The sequence below is a fragment of the Dasania sp. GY-MA-18 genome (assembly GCF_024734385.1).
Classification (GTDB): Bacteria; Pseudomonadota; Gammaproteobacteria; order Pseudomonadales; family Dasaniaceae; genus Dasania; species Dasania phycosphaerae.
Map to the genome: position 1 here is coordinate 197,887 of NZ_JANHAP010000009.1, position 18,216 is coordinate 216,102.

General features: G+C 47.3%; 15 protein-coding genes and 1 tRNA gene. 14 read left to right on the forward strand and 2 right to left on the reverse strand.

Annotated elements, in window-relative coordinates; translation table 11 throughout:
• Positions 1-2: 2 nt before the first annotated feature.
• Positions 3-953 carry a transaldolase gene (gene tal, locus NO559_RS12295; protein WP_258332143.1) on the reverse strand — a complete coding sequence of 317 codons (951 nt, stop codon included), beginning with the start codon at positions 951-953 and terminating at the stop codon, positions 3-5.
• Between the two features lie 18 nt (positions 954-971).
• A complete protein-coding gene (gene dusA, locus NO559_RS12300; RefSeq protein ID WP_258332144.1) occupies positions 972-2,006 on the reverse strand; it encodes a tRNA dihydrouridine(20/20a) synthase DusA in 1,035 nt (344 codons plus the stop codon).
• A 221-nt stretch (positions 2,007-2,227) separates the two neighbouring features.
• Between dusA and NO559_RS12305 the strand changes: the two genes are divergently transcribed.
• The 14 genes from NO559_RS12305 to NO559_RS12370 all read left to right on the forward strand — a co-directional run bounded on the left by NO559_RS12305 (position 2,228) and on the right by NO559_RS12370 (position 18,093).
• Positions 2,228-2,437, forward strand: a complete 210-nt coding sequence (locus NO559_RS12305; RefSeq protein WP_258332145.1) for a hypothetical protein — start codon at positions 2,228-2,230, stop codon at positions 2,435-2,437.
• An 83-nt stretch (positions 2,438-2,520) separates the two neighbouring features.
• On the forward strand, positions 2,521-2,889 hold the full coding sequence (locus NO559_RS12310; RefSeq protein ID WP_258332146.1) for a hypothetical protein: 369 nt from the start codon (positions 2,521-2,523) through the stop codon (positions 2,887-2,889).
• A 156-nt stretch (positions 2,890-3,045) separates the two neighbouring features.
• Entirely contained in the window at positions 3,046-4,941 is a 1,896-nt protein-coding gene (locus NO559_RS12315; protein WP_258332147.1) for a copper resistance system multicopper oxidase, read from the forward strand.
• Between the two features lie 12 nt (positions 4,942-4,953).
• The gene (locus NO559_RS12320; RefSeq protein ID WP_258332148.1) at positions 4,954-5,706 is read left to right on the forward strand and encodes a copper resistance protein B; all 753 of its coding nucleotides are present in this window, start codon (positions 4,954-4,956) and stop codon (positions 5,704-5,706) included.
• A 125-nt stretch (positions 5,707-5,831) separates the two neighbouring features.
• Positions 5,832-6,278 (forward strand): MerR family DNA-binding protein, encoded by a 447-nt coding sequence (locus tag NO559_RS12325; RefSeq protein WP_258332149.1) that lies wholly within the window; start codon positions 5,832-5,834, stop codon positions 6,276-6,278.
• A 9-nt stretch (positions 6,279-6,287) separates the two neighbouring features.
• Positions 6,288-8,549, forward strand: a complete 2,262-nt coding sequence (locus NO559_RS12330) for a heavy metal translocating P-type ATPase (protein ID WP_258332150.1) — start codon at positions 6,288-6,290, stop codon at positions 8,547-8,549.
• A gap of 12 nt (positions 8,550-8,561) precedes the next feature.
• Positions 8,562-8,918: a cupredoxin domain-containing protein gene (locus NO559_RS12335; protein WP_258332151.1), complete on the forward strand. Its 357-nt coding sequence runs from the start codon at positions 8,562-8,564 to the stop codon at positions 8,916-8,918.
• Positions 8,919-9,097: 179 nt separating this feature from the next.
• Positions 9,098-9,856: a hypothetical protein gene (locus tag NO559_RS12340; protein WP_258332152.1), complete on the forward strand. Its 759-nt coding sequence runs from the start codon at positions 9,098-9,100 to the stop codon at positions 9,854-9,856.
• 567 nt (positions 9,857-10,423) lie between these two features.
• The gene (locus tag NO559_RS12345) at positions 10,424-10,999 is read left to right on the forward strand and encodes a phosphoribosyltransferase (RefSeq protein WP_258332153.1); all 576 of its coding nucleotides are present in this window, start codon (positions 10,424-10,426) and stop codon (positions 10,997-10,999) included.
• Positions 11,000-11,104: 105 nt separating this feature from the next.
• Positions 11,105-12,598, forward strand: coding sequence for a glutamate--tRNA ligase (gltX, locus tag NO559_RS12350; RefSeq protein WP_258332154.1), 1,494 nt, complete (start codon positions 11,105-11,107; stop codon positions 12,596-12,598).
• Positions 12,599-12,816: 218 nt separating this feature from the next.
• A complete protein-coding gene (locus tag NO559_RS12355) occupies positions 12,817-14,574 on the forward strand; it encodes a FimV family protein (protein ID WP_258332155.1) in 1,758 nt (585 codons plus the stop codon).
• Between the two features lie 67 nt (positions 14,575-14,641).
• Positions 14,642-14,717, forward strand: a tRNA-Ala gene (locus NO559_RS12360).
• A gap of 93 nt (positions 14,718-14,810) precedes the next feature.
• Positions 14,811-16,439, forward strand: coding sequence for a site-specific integrase (locus NO559_RS12365; protein ID WP_258332156.1), 1,629 nt, complete (start codon positions 14,811-14,813; stop codon positions 16,437-16,439).
• Between the two features lie 46 nt (positions 16,440-16,485).
• Positions 16,486-18,093 (forward strand): hypothetical protein, encoded by a 1,608-nt coding sequence (locus NO559_RS12370; RefSeq protein ID WP_258332157.1) that lies wholly within the window; start codon positions 16,486-16,488, stop codon positions 18,091-18,093.
• Positions 18,094-18,216 lie beyond the last annotated feature (123 nt).

Below are 18,216 nucleotides of genomic sequence, written 5' to 3' on the forward strand. Positions count from 1 at the left end.
CGTTATTGCTTTAGTAATTGCTCTAATTTGATTTGGTCGGCTGTAAAGTTTCGTATGCCCTCAGCTAATTTTTCCGTAGCCATGGCGTCCTCATTCATATGCCAGCGGAAGCTGCTTTCGCTTAAATCGATTTTGCTAATAGCTTCGCCGGTATTATCGCGGCTAAGCTTTTGGGTTAGCAGGCCGGTATCCAGGCTTAACTCTTCTAATAGCTGTGGGCTAATGGTTAAACGGTCACAGCCTGCAAGCTGTTCAATTTCGCCGGTGTTTCTAAAGCTGGCACCCATTACCACGGTGTTGTAGTTGTGCTGCTTATAAAAATTATAAATACGGCTAACCGATTGCACGCCGGGGTCGGTAACGGCGTTGTAGCTGTTACCTGTGCTGGCCTTATACCAATCTAAAATACGGCCTACAAAAGGCGAAATTAAAAACACCCCGGCATCGGCACAGGCGGCGGCTTGGGCAAAACCAAACAACAGCGTGAGGTTACAGTTTATGCCTTCTTTTTCTAAAATTTCGGCGGCGCGTATACCTTCCCAGGTTGAGGCGATTTTGATTAACACCCGCTCTTTGCTAACACCGGCAGCTTGGTAGTGCTCGATTAAGCTGCGCGCCTTGGCAACAGTGGCCTGTGTATCAAAGGAGAGGCGGGCGTCTACTTCGGTAGAAATGCGACCGGGGATAATATTTAAAATTTCACAGCCTATGGCAACTGCTAATTTGTCGCAGCACAGGGCCAATTGTTCGGCTTGGCTAGCGGGTTGCTGTAGGGCCCAATCTTTGGCTTCAGTGACCAGCTGGCTGTATTGGGGCAGCTGGGCAGCTTTTAGCAGTAGCGAAGGGTTGGTGGTGGCATCTAGGGGCTTAAAGCGGGCGATGGCTTCTATATCACCAGTATCGGCAACGACATCGGTCATGCTTTTAAGTTGTTCTAATTTATTACTGCTCATGGTAAATCCTTATTGTTGTTATAAGCCTTGTTGGCTTTGTTCCTGCAGCCTGTCTAGTTGGTATTGTTCTGCGCGTTCGCGCTCGTCCACTATGAGTTGAAAGGCTTGTTGTAAAACGTCTATACCGGCGCCTTTAAGGTGTGCGTGTTGGCTGAGGTGGCGGCGAAATAATTTTGCCCCGGGCTGGCCTTGAAACAAACCTAAGATATGACGGGTAATATGATTTAAGTGTGCGCCTAAGCTTAATTGTTCCTCAACATAGGGCAAAAAGTCTAGTAGCACTTGATCGCGGCTTTTTACCGCTGCCTTAGAATCGTAAAAGCGTTGATCTACATCGGCTAATAGATAAGGGTTTTGGTAAGCTGCTCGGCCCAGCATAACACCATCGACATGTTGTAAGGGGGTGTCACAGCTGTCTAAATCGACTAGGCCGCCGTTGAGAATAATTTCTAAATCGGGAAAGTCTTTTTTAAGTTGGTACACCATATCGTATTGCAGTGGTGGTATCTCGCGGTTTTCCTTGGGACTTAAACCCTGCAGCCAGGCTTTGCGGGCGTGTACGATAAAAGTCTTACAGCCGGTGGCGGCTATAGGCTCTACAAAGGCCACCATGTCGCGATAGTCTTCCATATCGTCTATGCCTATACGGTGCTTAACGGTTACCGGTATAGAACAATTATCCTGCATGCTTTTTATACAGTCGGCTACTAGCTGTGGCTGCGCCATTAGACAGGCACCAAACATGCCATTTTGTACCCGGTCGGAGGGGCAGCCACAATTAAGGTTAACCTCATCATAGCCCCAATCCTCAGCAATCTTGGCGCAGCGCCCTAAGTCTTGCGGGTTGCTACCGCCCAGCTGTAAGGCCAGCGGGTTCTCGTGGTGATGAAAGGCTAAGAAACGCTCTGGCCCAGCATGTAATATTGCGCCGGTGGTTACCATCTCGGTATAGAGCACCGCCTGTTGGCTGAGTTGGCGCCAAAAGTACCGGCAGTGTCTATCTGACCACTCCATCATGGGGGCAACGGTGAGGGTTCTATTTATTTCTTTCATTTAAACTAGCAAAATCAGGGGGTTATAAGAAAGGTGAAATTGGATTGGGGATTATATAACGTTTGCCGTCGCTAGTGTCATATTTAGCAGGCCGTAATAAGGCTAGTGTTAAGGTTATTGGCAGTTAGGCTTTCAGCCCTTGGGTTTTAAACTGCGAGCAGGATTGTTAGTATGGCCAGCGTTAGCAAGAAAATCATTTCAGTAATGAAACGGAGAGATCTATGGCTAAGAATTTTTTGATATTACCTATACTGCTTATAGCCGCACTATTAAGCGCTTGTGAACAAGAGGGTAGCGCTGAGCGTGCCGGGGCAAAGCTGGATGACGCTGCCGAAGCCTTACGTGAAAAATCGACTGAGCTAGGTAATAAGGTTGAAGATGCCTGCGAACAGTTAAAAGCCAAGGCTGGTGCCGAAGATACTGATTGTTAATCCAAGTAACAGAATTGAACTTAGTTAAACTGTTAGGGTCTGCTTGCTAGTTTAGTTAAAGCTCAACGAATTGCCCCATGCTTATGGCAAAATATAAAACCTTAATCGTCATGTTACTGCTGCTGAGTCTGTTCGGCCAGGCTGCTGCGTCTGTTAATAACTCTTGTCTAGGCTTTTCTTATGCTAACGCCGGTCAAGATCAAATGGCCACAGCTATGGTAGACCATTCCCAGCATGCGGCGATGATGGCGCTTATCACCGACGAGCAAAACAATACTGATAATTGCTGCGGTTGTGATTGCCGTTTTGATGGCTGCGGCACTATGGCCGTTATTGACGCTGCTGCCCAGACGCTAGCGTCAACTTGGCCAGCAGCTAAACCTTGCTATAACAACAATAAGCTTAGTCACAGCTTAGTTGCCTCACTATTTCGCCCTCCCATTACTTCATAGACGGGATAGCTGCGCCTAAAATTTGGCGCCTTGCATCCCTAATTTGTGCTTAGACCTTTAATATTTTTAAAAAGCCTTAACGATTGATACGCATAGTCTGGTTTAAATAACTCGCTTAGCTGTGTGAGTTGGGGCTTGAATGAAGAGAGCCGAGTAATGAGTAAGCAAACAACAGATATACAATTATTAACATCGCCGCTGATGACCCGTCGACATTTTGTTAGCGGCATGGCGGCAGGTTCAGCCTTGCTGGGCTTGGGTTTGGGCTTGGGCTTGGAAGTAAACGCAGGCAGCGTTAATGCATCAGTATTGCCGCGCACGGGGCCTAGCACTTTGCGGGGTAAACAGTTTGACCTCACCATAGGCTACCAAGATGTTAACTTTACCGGCACACCGCGCGTGGCTACCACGGTTAACGGTTCGCTACCGGCACCGGTATTGCGTTGGCGTGAAGGGGATAGAGTAACCCTGCGAGTCAAAAATAATTTGTCAGTCGACACATCAATACATTGGCACGGGATGATTTTGCCTACCGAAATGGATGGTGTGCCAGGCTTAAGTTTTGGCGGGATTAAGCCCGGCGAAATCTTTGAATATCAATTTGATGTTAAGCAAAGCGGCACTTACTGGTATCACAGCCATTCGGGTTTTCAAGAGCCCACGGGCCTGTATGGGGCGATTATTATAGACCCCAAACTGCCAGACCCGGTGAGTTACGATCGAGAACATGTGGTAGTGCTATCGGATTGGTCAGACGAATCCCCCCACGATATTTATGCCAAGCTAAAAAAACTCAGCCATTACTATAATTTTCGAGAACGCACCGCAATTGACCTGTGGCGTGATATCAAAGAAAAAGGCCTAGCCCAAACTTGGAATGAGCGCGCCATGTGGAACCAAATGCGCATGAGCGAAACTGACATTGCCGATGTTACCGGCTACACCTACATCCATTTAATGAACGGCGTAACCCCAGCTGAGGGTTGGGTAGGGTTGTTTAAGCGTGGTGAAAAAGTACGGCTGCGTTTTATTAATGCTTCATCCATGACTATTTTTGATTTACGCATACCCGGTTTAACAATGACGGTAGTGGCGGCCGATGGCCAAAACGTACAGCCGGTTAGCGTCGATGAATTTCGCATAGGTGTCGCTGAAACCTACGACGTAATCGTTGAGCCCAGCGCCGCCAGAGCCTACACCGTATTTGCACAAAGCATAGATCGCAGCGGCTACGCCCGCGGCACACTTACGCCCGATGTTGGGCTAACCGCCGCAGTGCCCGCCATGGATGAGGCACCCGTATTAGGCCATGGCGATATGGGTATGGCTATGAACCATGGTGACCATAGTATGCACGGTATGGATCATAGTCAGCATGCTATGGCTGATATGAGGGGAATGGATCACAGCCAACATGGCATGTTTGCTATGAAAGGCATGGATCATAGCCAGCACGGCATTGTTGAAACGCCAACTCAAAGCGAAACACAAAAACTAGGCAAGGCCGGTTTGGGCAGCACTCGTGAAATCACTCATGTAGCTAGCGAGCTAGGCCCGCATGTGGATATGCGCGCCGAGGCCCCGCAAAGCGGCTTAAACGACCCAGGCTTAGGTTTGCGTAATCATCAGCAATTACACGGCAGGCGGGTATTAACTTATGCCGACCTTAAAAACCTCACGCCCACATTAGAGAAACGCGAACCCAGCCGTGAAATAGAGTTACATCTAACCGGCAATATGAGCCGTTATATGTGGTCCATGAACGGCATTAAGTTTGCTGATGCCGAGCCATTGCAACTCAAATACGGTGAGCGCGTACGCATCACTCTGGTTAACGACACTATGATGACACATCCCATGCACCTGCACGGTTTATGGAGTGAGTTGGAAACCGGTGACCCCGATTACATCCCTCGTAAACACACCGTACTAGTGCAGCCGGGTGCCAAAATCAGCTACTTAGTTAGCGCTGATGCCATAGGCCGCTGGGCTTACCACTGCCATCTGGTTTACCACATGCCAGGTATGTTTCGCGAAGTGCGGGTGAGTTAAGGAGCGCCAGTTATGAAAAAAAAGATGAACGAAAAAATCAAACAAATAATAAAAAACAAACACCGCCGCTTGATAGCCTACACCTTACTAACGGTGTTAGGCCTAGCGCAGCCAGTACTGGCTGGCGGTAAGGATGACCCACTGCTTAGCAAAGTGATGATAGACCAGCTAGAGCTACGCGATGCCGACGATAGCAATCCGCTAGTGTTAGAAGGGCAGGCGTGGTTGGGGAAAGACTTGCACAAGCTATGGCTAAAAGCCGACGTGGAGCGAGTCGCTGGCGAAACCGAAGAGCTGGAATTACAGGCGCTATACAGCCAGGCGATTGCGCCTTACTGGGATTTACAAGTTGGCCTGCGCCAAGATAGCAAACCCACACCTAGCCGCAGTTGGGCGGTTCTTGGCTTGCAAGGCTTAGCGCCTTACTTCTTTGAAGTGGATAGTGCCTTGTTTATAGGGGAGGGCGGCCGTACCGCTTTGCGTGTGCAGGTGGAATACGAGCTGCTATTTACCCAGCAGCTAATCCTAAGCTCAGAGCTAGAGGCTAATTTTTACGGCCAAAACGATAGCAACTTAGGCATAGGCTCAGGTTTGTCCGACCTACAAGCTGGCCTGCGCCTGCGCTATGAAATTCGCCGCGAGTTTGCGCCTTACATAGGCATAAACTGGCAAAAAAGCTATGGCAATAGCGCGGGCTATGCGCGTAAGGCTGGCCATGATGTGCAAGATACTCAGTGGGTACTGGGTATACGTGCCTGGTTTTAAAGCTAGTAAAAAAACCTTGACCTAGGTGTAACACCTAGCTTGTAAACTATAGGCTATAGATAAAACTCACCCGCAAAAATCGTATATGGGATCCTTGCTGGTGATCTAACCTTGGGATAAACATTATGAAAACGGTTACTGAGCTTGCCCGCCAGTTTAAGGTAAGCGCTGACAGCATAAGGCACTACAGCAAACTGGGATTGCTCAAGCCGCAACGCAATGCACAAAATGCTTACCGGCTGTATGATGGCCAACAAGAGCAGCGTTTACGCTTTGTGCTCTCGGCAAAAAAGTTGGGCTTTAGCTTAAAAGACATAGAGCAAATTTTAGCGACAGCCACGACGGGTGATACTCCTTGCCCCTTAGTTAGACAGCTTATTGAAAATCGTATAGCGACTATACGAGCCGAAATGGCCGAAGCACAAAAACTAATGACGCGTATGGAGGCCGCCTTAGCTAGCTGGTGCGAATTACCTGACCATATACCCTCGGGTGCCAGCATTTGCCACCTTATTGAAAACAGCGAGCAGCTTAGCCAGCCAATTGATAGTAAAAGTAGCAGCAGAGCTTAGGAGCGAACCATGAGCAGTGTCCCCCAAAAAAATGTTGCTAAACATACTTCATACTTACAGATTGAAGGTGCCTCCTGTGCGAGTTGCGTAGGAAAAATTGAAGGCGCACTCATGCAGCTGCCAGAGGTAGAGAGCGCTGCTATGAACTTAGCGCAAAGCACCGTGGCCATTACCGGTGATGCGCCTATAGCAACATTAATTAAAGCCGTTAACGCCGCCGGTTACGAGGCCAAAAGCATAGTTGATAGTTCGGATCAGCAGCTGATGGATGATAAAGAACAAGCCGATCAACAATATTTCCAGCGCCTTAAACGCGAGATGTGGCTAGCGCTGGGTTTGGGTGTGCCACTTATGCTTTACGGCATGTTGGGCGGCGACATGATGGTGGTAACAGACTTACAGCGCGGCCTGTGGTTATTGGTGGGGCTGCTCACCTTGGCGGTAATGGTATTCGCGGGTAGGCACTTTTATGTAGGCGCATGGAAATCTTTTGCAAACCACAATGCCAATATGGATACCCTAATCGCGTTAGGCACCGGCACGGCATGGTTGTATTCCATGGTCGTAGCGTTGTTTCCTTTAGCAGTACCCGAAATGGCTAGGCATGTATATTTTGAAGCCACCGCCATGATTATAGGTTTAATTAATTTAGGCTTGGCCTTAGAGATAAAAGCCCGTGGCCGTACCTCAGAGGCCATTAAACGCTTAATCGGTTTGCAAGCCAAAACCGCACGCTTATTGCGCAACGGTGAAGAAGTGGATATTGCCATAGAGCAGATTCAGCAAGGCGATATTTTGCGCGTGCGCCCCGGCGAAAAAATTGCCGTAGATGGCGTGGTGCAAGAAGGCAGCAGTGCGGTAGATGAATCTATGCTGACTGGCGAACCCATGCCGGTGGCAAAAAACGAAGGTGATGAACTGGCCGCCGGTACGCTTAATAAAAGCGGCAGTTTACTTTATAAAGTGACTAGAGTAGGTAAAGAAACTGCTTTAGCGCGCATTATAGAAATGGTAAAACGCGCGCAAAACTCTAAGCCACCTATAGGGCGTTTGGCTGATGTGATCGCGGCCTATTTTGTACCGGCCATCATGATTATTGCCGTAGTCAGCGCCTTGCTATGGTTAAACTTTGGGCCCAGCCCGCAGTTGGCGTTTGCCATAGTCTCCGCTACCACCGTGTTGATTATTGCCTGTCCCTGCGCTTTGGGTTTGGCTACCCCTATGTCAGTGATGGTGGGTGTAGGCAAGGCTGCCGAAGCCGGAGTATTAATCCGCAACGGCGCGGCTTTGCAAACGGCCTCAAAAATCACCGCCATGGTGTTAGATAAAACCGGCACCATTACCCTGGGCCAACCTAAAGTCAGCGGAATTGTTTTGGCGCAGGCCAAAGATGAAAATGAAGTTTTGCAATTAACCGCCAGTTTAGAATCAGGCTCTGAACACCCCCTAGCCTTATCGATTTTAGCCAGCGCTAAAGAGCGCGGCTTAAGCTTGGCTAGCGTGCAAAACTTTAATGCTATAGCCGGTCATGGTGTGGCAGGGCAGGTTAATGGCCGCCACTTATTATTGGGCAATGAAAAACTAATGCGTGATAACGGCGTGGCTATAGCCGATTATATTAGCACTGCCCAAACTATGGCCCAACGCGCAGAAACCCCTATGTATTTTGCGGTAGATCAGCAGTTGGCAGCGATTATCGCCGTAGCCGACCCCATTAAAGAAGAGGCTATTGCCGCCATACAACGCCTGCAAAAAAATGGCCTGCGTATAGTGATGCTAACCGGCGACAATCGCGCGACTGCCGCAGCGGTTGCTAAAAAAGTAGGCATTAGCGAATACTTTGCCGAAGTTTTACCCCAGCAAAAATCCGCTAAAGTGGCCGAGTTGCAAGCTCAGGGTGAAATTGTAGGCATGACCGGCGATGGCATTAACGATGCCCCGGCCTTGGCTTTGGCCAATGTGGGTTTTGCTATAGGCACAGGCACCGATGTGGCCATAGAAAGTGCCGATATCACCTTGATGCGCGGTTCCTTACACGGCTTGGCGGATGCCATAGCCGTGAGTAAGGCGACTTTGCGCAATATTAAACAAAACTTGTTTGGTGCATTTATTTATAACATCGCCGGTGTGCCTATCGCGGCTGGCATATTATTTCCGTTTACCGGCATGTTATTAAGCCCGGTAATAGCTGGTGCTGCCATGGCCTTTTCATCACTTACCGTGGTAACTAACGCCAACCGCTTGCGCTTATTTAACTTGCGCCAACATTAAGAGGACGCTGACATGCTAATGATTAACATATTGGGCCTGTTGTGCATTGCACTTATTGTGTGGTGGTTTTGGTTGTATAAACCTACTGCAGTAGTAGCCGCAGAGCAGGGGCCTTTCACCGTGCTGGTAGCAAACGGCAGCTACCAACCGGCGCGTATACAGTTGCCCGCAGGGCAGGCCACAACTCTGCGCTTTATACGCAAAGATGCCTCACCCTGCGCAAAAATGCTGGTGTTTAACGATTTAGATATCAGCGCCGAGTTGGCACTTAATCAAACTACCGATATTAGTTTACCTGCTATGGCGCCAGGGCATTATGGCTTTAGCTGTCAAATGCAAATGTATAGGGGGGAGCTAATAGTGCAGTAAGGCTGCGTAATAAGCGCACATATCCACACAAGTTATTTTTCAAAAATTTTTAAGGCGCGGTGTTTACAGATTCAGCACTGCGCCCCAATCCCCGTTATCGATTATCGTAGCCCTTTATTGCTGATCAGCGAGTATGCATCTATATTCAATAAGTCTCACTGCCTATAAAAAGGGTCGGCATGAAAAATATTGTTAGCATTTTAGTTGCTGTTATTGCGGCAGCATACACGCCGTTAGGCTATAGCAAACAGCTATGGTCAGATTTTAGTATTAGTTATTTGCAGGGTAATGATTACCTCAACCCGTTTGCCGACTACGAGTACAGCAGTAAAGTGGTGACCTTAGAGCATGCCTCGGGCCACACTTGGGGTGGCACGTTTATGTTTATGGATAGGCTAACCAGCGATGATGGCAGTGCTGATGAAACCTATGGTGAGATAGGCGCTACTATGAGTATGCCTAAGCTAATGGGTAAGCAGCGCAAAGATAGCTTTATTAAAGATTATTATCTAACTGCACAGCTTGAGCACCAATCTAAAGATAGAGGCTTTAATAATTACTTGTATGGCCTTGGGGTAAGCCTAACAGTACCTGCAGCCAAATATTTTAATGTCATTGTTTACCGTAGAAATCAAGATGATTTTGGTATAGGCAAAGAGGACAATAACCAGCTAACAATCACTTGGTGTTTTGATTTTGCTGAAAACTGGCGTATAGATGGCTTTTGGGATATTACCGATAGCTACGACACTATCTTTGGCGAAGCTAAAGGCGAGTCACATTTTACTCCGCAGATAAAATATAACCTAGGGCCTGCCATGGGTATGGACACCGGTCGTTTTGATGTGGGTATAGAATATACCTACTGGAAAAATAAATTTGGTGTAGATGGTGCCGATCAAAAGTCTGTAGACATGTTAATTAAGTGGCATTTTTAAATCATTGCCAGTTGTACGAATGGCTTAAGGTAGGCAGTACCCGTTATTCCGGAAAGCGCAGTTCGCTTATCCGGAATCCACCGATTTTGTTGCTGGCTAGATACCGGGTCGTGGCCCAGTATGACCGTGGTTTGAATTTGACTAGTTTTAAAACACAAACTTCACACCCGACCAACGTCATTCAGGAAAGCGCAGTTTGCTTATCCAGAATCTACCGGTTTTAGTTGCTGGCTGGATACTGGGTCGTGGCCTGGTATGACCGTGGTTAGAATTTAACTAGTTTCAAAACACAAACTTCACACCCGACCAACGTCATTCCGGAAAGCGCAGTTTGCTTATCCGGAATCTACCGGTTTTAGTTGCTGGCTGGATACCGGGTCCTGGCCCGGTATGACTGTGGTTAGAATTTAACTAGTATAAAAACACAACCCGCACTCACGATACCCGTCATTCCGGAAAGTGCAGTTTGCTTATCCGGAATCCACCGGTTTTAGTTGCTGGCTAGATCCCAGCCTGTGAGCTCTGCTATTCTGGCTAAAAATCCCCCCAAACTTATGAGCAACCACTGTGCCCAACAAACACTACATCACCGCCCAGCAATTGCTGGATGATTCTTTTCAGCTAGGGCTCAACATCCTCGAGAGTGGCTACATCCCCAATTTTATTGTTGCCATATGGCGCGGCGGTACCCCAGTAGGTATAGCCGTGCAAGAGCTGCTGGACTACTGCGGCCACCATGCCGACCATATTGCCATCCGTACTTCGCTATATACCGGTATAGAACAGCGTGCCAGCAAGGTGGCGGTGCATGGCCTGGCCTATGTGGTAGAGCGCATGCGCGCCGATGATAAGCTACTGATTGTTGATGATGTGCACGACACCGGCCTTAGTGTGCAGCAGGTTGTTAGTGATCTGCGCGAGCAGGGCGGCGCCAATACTCCAGAGATACGCATAGCCATGCCTTATTACAAGCCCGCTAACAACAAAACCGGTCGCGTCCCTGATTATTATTTGCACGAAACTGAGCAGTGGCTGGTGTTCCCCCATGAGTTGGTGGGGCTGAGTGCGCAAGAAGTGCTCAGCGATAAACCCGGTATTGCCACGCTGCGCAATAAGCTGCAGGCACTAACGGATCAGCCTTAAAGCACTTTTTGCTGCTTTAATAGCCGTTTAAGCCTAGTTTTTTACTGTGCATGGGCGGCTATTCCACTATAATTCGCCCCTTTATTGACTAGCTTTGGAAGACTCATGACCGCTGTTCGTACTCGTATTGCGCCTTCGCCTACCGGCGACCCACACGTAGGCACTGCCTATGTTGCCCTGTTTAATCTTTGCTTTGCCAAAAAACTAGGCGGCAAATTTATACTACGCATAGAAGATACCGACCAAACGCGCTCTACCAGTGAATCTGAGCAAGCTATATTCGACTCATTGCGTTGGATGGGCATAGAGTGGGATGAAGGCCCAGACGTAGGCGGCGAATACGGCCCTTACCGCCAAAGCGAGCGCCGCGATATTTACGGCCAATATGCCCAAGAGCTAATCGACAAAGGCCACGCCTTTCGCTGCTACCGCACGCCCGAAGAGTTAGACGAATTACGCGCAGGCTTAAAAGAGCAGGGCATTAACCGCGCCTTAAAACCCTGCGACCTAGCGTTGCCTGCCAGTGAAGTGGCTGCCCGTGAGGCCGCTAACGCCCCCTATGTAGTGCGCATGAAAGTGCCGGAAGAGGGCCGGGTAGAAGTTAAAGACATGCTGCGCGGCACCATGGAGCTGGACTGGGCCTTAGTAGATGCGCAAATTTTGCTCAAGTCCGATGGTATGCCCACCTACCACTTAGCCAATGTGGTGGATGATCACCTGATGAAAATTACCCACGTACTGCGTGGTGAAGAGTGGATCAACTCCGCCCCCAAACACCAGTTATTATACGAATACTTTGGTTGGGACATGCCCGAGTTGTGTCACTTACCGCTATTGCGCAACCCTGATAAATCCAAGCTCAGCAAGCGTAAAAACCCCACCAGCATTTTGTATTACCAGCGCATGGGTTATTTACCCGAAGCCTTATTAAACTACCTGGGCCGTATGGGCTGGTCTATGCCTGACGAGAGCGAAAAGTTCAGCTTAGCGCAAATGTTAGAGCACTTTGATATACAGCGCGTGAGCTTAGGCGGGCCTATTTTTGACATCGCCAAACTCAGCTGGCTAAACGGCCTGTGGATACGTGAAGACTTAAACGTAGAGCAGTTAGCGCAGCGCTTGCAGCAGTGGGCGTTTAATAAAGATTACTTAATGCAGATTTTACCTCTGGCGCAGCAGCGCATGGATACCCTTAGTGATTTTGCACCGCTGGCGGCGTTTTTTGCCTCGGGGCAATTGGCAATTAAGGAGCAAGACTTTGCTGATTGTAAATTACAAGGTGACGAGCTAACCCAAGCCTTGCAGTTTAGCCTGTGGTCGCTAGAGGCATTGCGCGATTGGCAGCGCGATAACATCTTTGCCACCATGAAAGCCTTGGCCGACAGCATGGGCATTAAGGTTAAAGACTTTTTTGCGCCACTGTTTATTGCTATATCAGGCAGCACAGCCTCGGTTTCGGTGATAGATGCTATGGCAATATTAGGCCCCGATATGTCACGGGCTCGTATACGGTACGCGCTTAACACCGTGGCAGGGGAGCTAGGTAAGAAAAAACTGAAAAAGTTGGAAAAGGCCTATAATGCCATTAGCCAAGGCTAATGCTGTAAAAATAGGCATATTCGGTTGATTCGGCTAAACTTAGCGGCAAAATAATAGGGTAGCGGCGCAGGGCCTTACCCATAAAACTGTTTCAACACATAACAAAAATGGAAGATGAGACAGCATCAATGATGGGGCGCATTGCGTTGAGCAAAAATACCGACACACTGTTAACTAAGCAAACAGCTTTACCAAAATTTGTAAGCAAGCGGCTGCCTATGGCGCTGCTAGTAAGTGCATTAGGCTCGCAGGCTGCAGCCTTGGGCTTGGGGGAGTTAAGTTATAGCTCCTATCTAGGGCAGCCCCTAGATGCGCGCATAACCTTAATTAGCCCAGAAAAAGACTACGATACCAACGAATTAAAAGTACGCCAGCTCAGTGCTGAGCAAGCCGCCACTATGGGGGTAGAACTGCTTAGCTATTTTCAGCGCTTTGAAATAGAGCCAGTACTTAACAACGGCCAGCTGTATATTAAGCTGCACTCCGAAGACCCAGTAACCGAGCCCTTTATCAACTTTTTTATAGAGCTCAAATGGCCGCAAGGTAAGGTCTACAGGGAATATACCCTGCTGCTAGACCCACCCGCCGTAGCGCCAGCGCAGCTAGAGCAAGCTAGCCCGCAAGCACAACAACGCCCACAAGCGGCTACGCGCGCCAAAGTTAATCCTCGCCCGGCAGCTGCTACGCGCCCAGCGATGAGCTTATCGCAAGACCAATACCGGGTGCGCAGCGGCGATAGCCTATCGCGTATCGCGCAGCGCTTAAGCCAGGGCAGCCAATACCATTACAGCGATATCATGAACTGGTTACTAGCCAATAACCCGCAGGCGTTTATTAAAGGTGACCCTAATCGCCTAAAAGCCGCAGTGGTGCTTAATTTACCCAACGAGGCCAACTGGTCCACGGTAGCTAAGCCCGCCCCTAAAACGCTGGCAGAGCCAGCCAAGCCTGCGCAAAGCCCCGTGCGTAAACTGACTCCCTTGCCGGCAACTAAGCAGCAAGCGGTAAGTGTGGCGCAACAGCAGCCGCAAGCCGCTGAGCAAAATCTGAGCAGCGAGCCCCGTTTAAGCCTGCAAACCACCGCCACAACGGGGCAAGCAGAGACGGTAAATGACGTGGCGTTGCTTAACGAAGAGCAGCTGCGTGAGCGCATACGCCGCAGCAAAGAGCAAAACGACCAGCTGCAGCGCGAAAACAAGGCCATAGAGGCACGCTTAAAGCGTCTAGAGGGCTCTGACTATATAAAATCCCTAGAGCGCCTAGTGCAATTGCGCGAGCAAGAGTTGGCTGAGCTACGTGCCCTAAATCAAAATCAAGAGCTTCTTAAAAGCACCGCTATGGCAACGGCCAACCAAGCTGCTAGCGGCAACAAAGCCGCCCTTAATATTGACTCTAAGCTAAACCAAAATAAGCCTGCTGATACAGCAAATAGCGAGCCCGCAGCTGGCCCTAGCCGCTTGTGGTTATGGTTGCTACTACTAGCGGGGGTGGCGGGTAGTGTGTATTTTTTCATCACCTCGCGCCGCAAACAGCCCGAGTTGAATACAGAAACACCCGAGTTTGACGAAGGCGTAGAGCTGGCCCGCTTGGACGAGGCCCTGGCCAGCCAAGACCAATCCATAGGCTACGAAAGCGAGCAGGGCGATATTAACTTTAGCTCCCTATTTGACGAGTCTGGCCAGCCCACCGGTGGTGAGCATATAGGCAAATGGCGACCCGACCCCGAGCTCAGCAAAAAAATACAAGCTAAAACACAAAGCTATGTACCCGAATCGCCCAAGGGCTTTCACGTGGTGCATCATCACGAGCACGACAATGTCGACGACCTCATCTCCGATGCCTTAGCCTACTGTGCCCAAGGCTATTACGATAAGGCCGAGTCTATGCTAATGGCAGAAGAGGCCACCCGTGGTGCCGAGTCGCGCATTAGTACCGCTTTAGATTATGTGCGCAATTTAAAACAACAATCTGAATAAATTATAAATTTCTTCATGTTTATAGTTGACAAAAAAAACCGTCATCCCCATAATGCGCACCTCTTTCGGGGCCTTAGCTCAGCTGGGAGAGCGCAACACTGGCAGTGTTGAGGTCAGCGGTTCGATCCCGCTAGGCTCCACCAAAAATTTCAGAACCCTCTTGTAGCCCACAGCTTCAGAGGGTTTTGTCGTTTCTAAAGACTAGTTTTCTTAGTGTCACACATAATGGCACACATATGACTCAGTCTAGACATCAAAAAATACCCTATACCGTACGTCGTGACGGTACTTACTACTTCAATAAACGTTTTCCTAGTGGCACACTTCGTGTTTCGTTAAGTACGTCCAATCGTTTACAGGCGATGCATTTCGCTGGCGGTTTGGCTTCCTTTCTTTCACAACAACAGAGGTATCGAATGCGTCTCGCTGAGTTGAAGCTTCTCGCTGCAGATTGGTTGCGTTCACAACTAGATAAACATTACATACGCCGAGCACATGAATTTGCTGTGGATGATTATGAGTTACAAATGGAGTCTGAAGTTTACGGCGAGCAACGGGACTATTGGCAGCAATGTTATAAGGTTCGTGATTACCAAATGACCAAGCCTATTGCAGACATGGTAAAACAGAAGCACACAATTGAATTAGATAATACTGAGCAACTGACATTACAGCGTTTGTTAGTACAGGCCAGTGCGGAGCTTTATGAGCGTCTAGCGACCGATAGCTTCCCCAGTGTCTTAAACTCATTGAATGCAGTTGGGTCACTCGATTTAGAGGTCGAGCCTGCCCCAGTTGATGAGGGTGAGCTTGTATCTGTACTGTTTAATAAATACTCAGATTTAAAGATGGCCACAAAGGCCTGGAAGAATACACGGACTAAAAACGCAAACCATAATGCGTTTAAGGTTTTCCTTGAGTTAGCAGGAGACCTGCCTGTTAAACGCTTTACTAAAGAAGTAGCGCGCGATGTTGCTGCTGGTTTTGCTACATACCCTAAGAACCGATTAAAGGGTGTAAATGCGGGAAAAACGCTTAAGGAGCTGCTAAAAAGTAATGTCTCAGCAATTGACCCAACAACAGCATCAGGTCACTTCGTAAAGACATCAGCTTTTTTTAAGTGGCTTAGTGAGCAAGGGTACATCGACGCCAATGTATTTGATGGTCTAAACCCTGTTAAAGGTATCAAAAGGAGTACTATTAGGCGTCCTTGGGAGAAGGAAGACATACCACGCCTGTTTAACTCTAAAGAGTATTTAGAGGGTGATTTTGGCAGCGTAAAGGTCTCAAATCGAGCGGCCTACTATTGGGCCCCATTGATCGGTCTGTACACGGGGGCGAGGTTGGAAGAAATTTGCCAGTTGAAGGCGTCTGATTTACGACAGGACGAAGGTGTTCATTATTTCAACATTCAAGAGCATAGCGGTGACGAGGAGAGCAGCTTAAAAAATAGCTCTGCCTGGCGAAGAGTGCCAATCAATAGCCACTTAATCGAGCTTGGGTTGCTTGAATATGCTGCAGGTCGTGCGCCAGAGGATCGATTGTTTGACCTTACGTACCGCAATGATCGTTGGAGTCATAATGTAAGTATATGGTTCGGCGCATACAAAGAGCGGCAAGGGTTTAAAAAGGATAATAGTAAAGTCTTTCACTCCTTCCGTAACACAATGATACGATCATTAACTTCTGCTGATATTGAAGACTCCCGTATTATGGAAATAGTGGGGCATGAGCAAGTGAGTGAGACGCGCCGTACATACGATAGAGTTTTTCCGATTACGCAAATTAACAAAGCGATACAGCAGGTTGATTGGAGGGAGGAACTGGCGTTAATTAAATCATGGGGTGAGATTAATTATTGCTGATTTGTGTTTTAATTAGTTGCTGTTAATTTAAAAGGAGTTTCAGTGAGTGCCGTATAGTGAAAAAGCCACCAAAATTAGGTCGAACCTTTCTAGGTATTCAAAGCTGCATTTTTTTAATGAAATACTAGCTTATCTTCATGCGCCTGAGGATGGCCCGTACGCTACAGCTTCAAAAATGCCGTGGCTTTCATTTTTATTAATTGAGTGGCTTTTTCAGGTAGATGAGGTTTCGAGTCCTAGAGTGCCCTCTAGGGATAATGTTATTGCTGTATTGAATGAAATGTACGCTTTGCAGAGTGATGCTGTTTGTTTCGAGGATGCCTTGAGTTTAGATCTGGCACTTCGTAAGATGATGATATCGCAGTTGTGGGTGCAAAAAAATCAGATTTATCATTTGTTTTCTTTAATTCGTTTGTATGCTCTTCTCACTGGTAGAGATACCTCAGAAACGTTCGCGCTTGATTTTGAATCGGCAAATGGAATTTCTATAGATGACTTTTTCTCGCTCTGCCTTTGGTTAATGATTGCAATGGATAGGAGTAATGGTTTTATTCAATATAAAGATATTGTTCTTAAGTTGACCCCTGGGTTTGATGTTGATGTAATAGTGAGGTTTTTAAGTGTTGTTGGTATTCGTCTTGATTCAATGGAAGGGTTTTTACTGTCGAGTAAAATCTCTTCTGTCGAAAAGGAATCTTATTTTGATAGTTCAGTGCTATTTGAAAAGCCGCTAATTTTTATGGCGGACAGAGTGGTTACGCCGCATAAGAATTTATTGTCTAAGTCTATTTCTAATTATGTTCTAAATAGTTTGAAATCGTTAGATCATCAGCGATTTAAAAACAAGTTTACCAAAAGATTCGAGTGGTATGTAGGAAACTTGATAGAGGAGTTTGGCGTTGATTTTGTTAGAGAGGACGATATAAAGGAAGTGTATCGTAAGCATGGTGTCGGCGGTAAAGTGGTTGATTTCTTGATTTCAGAAGATGGTGCTAGTGTTTTTGTTGACGCAAAAGGTGTGGAACCAAGTCGAAATATTCATGTTTCAGATAACCCTCGAGTTATTAGAGATAGGTTAAAGACGAGCTTTATAAAAGGAATTAAACAATCTTTTGAATGCTCGAATATTTTATCTAAATTAGATGATCAGGATACGACTCTTAACACTGATAAGTATGTGTTGGTCGTTTCTCATCATGACTTTTATATATTGAACGGACGAAAGCTGCATGAAAATGTAGATCCAAATTTTTTTCCAAATTTGAACTTGACTTATGGAGAGGCTATACAAAAAGAAAATGTCTACTTTATATGTGTTGAAGATTTCGAGGGTATTCTTAATCTTTGCTCTAATATTAATAAAAGCTTGTCAAGTTTTTTGTGCTTTTGTGTGGAGCAAGACTCGAAATCTGAAACGAGAAAATTTGATGTCAGGCAGCATATAGCTGAATATTCAAAGATTAACGGACATAGTGAATCTACTCCTATAGGGTCTAATTATATTCTTGATAGGAAAAATGAAATATTTGAGACGATTGCTTCTAAGTTAAAAAATAACGAGTCTTATTGGAGGCGACTAGGTGCTAATGGGGTTGAGGAATATTGGGGTAAATATAAAGCAATTATTGGTGGCCTTGGAGGTGATTTAGAGTAAGCGCAGCACCAACCACAGGGTTTACTTCACATCAATTTGATATTACAAAAAATTATTTGCAAAGACCCACAAGTCAATTTACCGTATCGGCAGGTTCAGGATGAATCTACTGCAAGGAAGGTA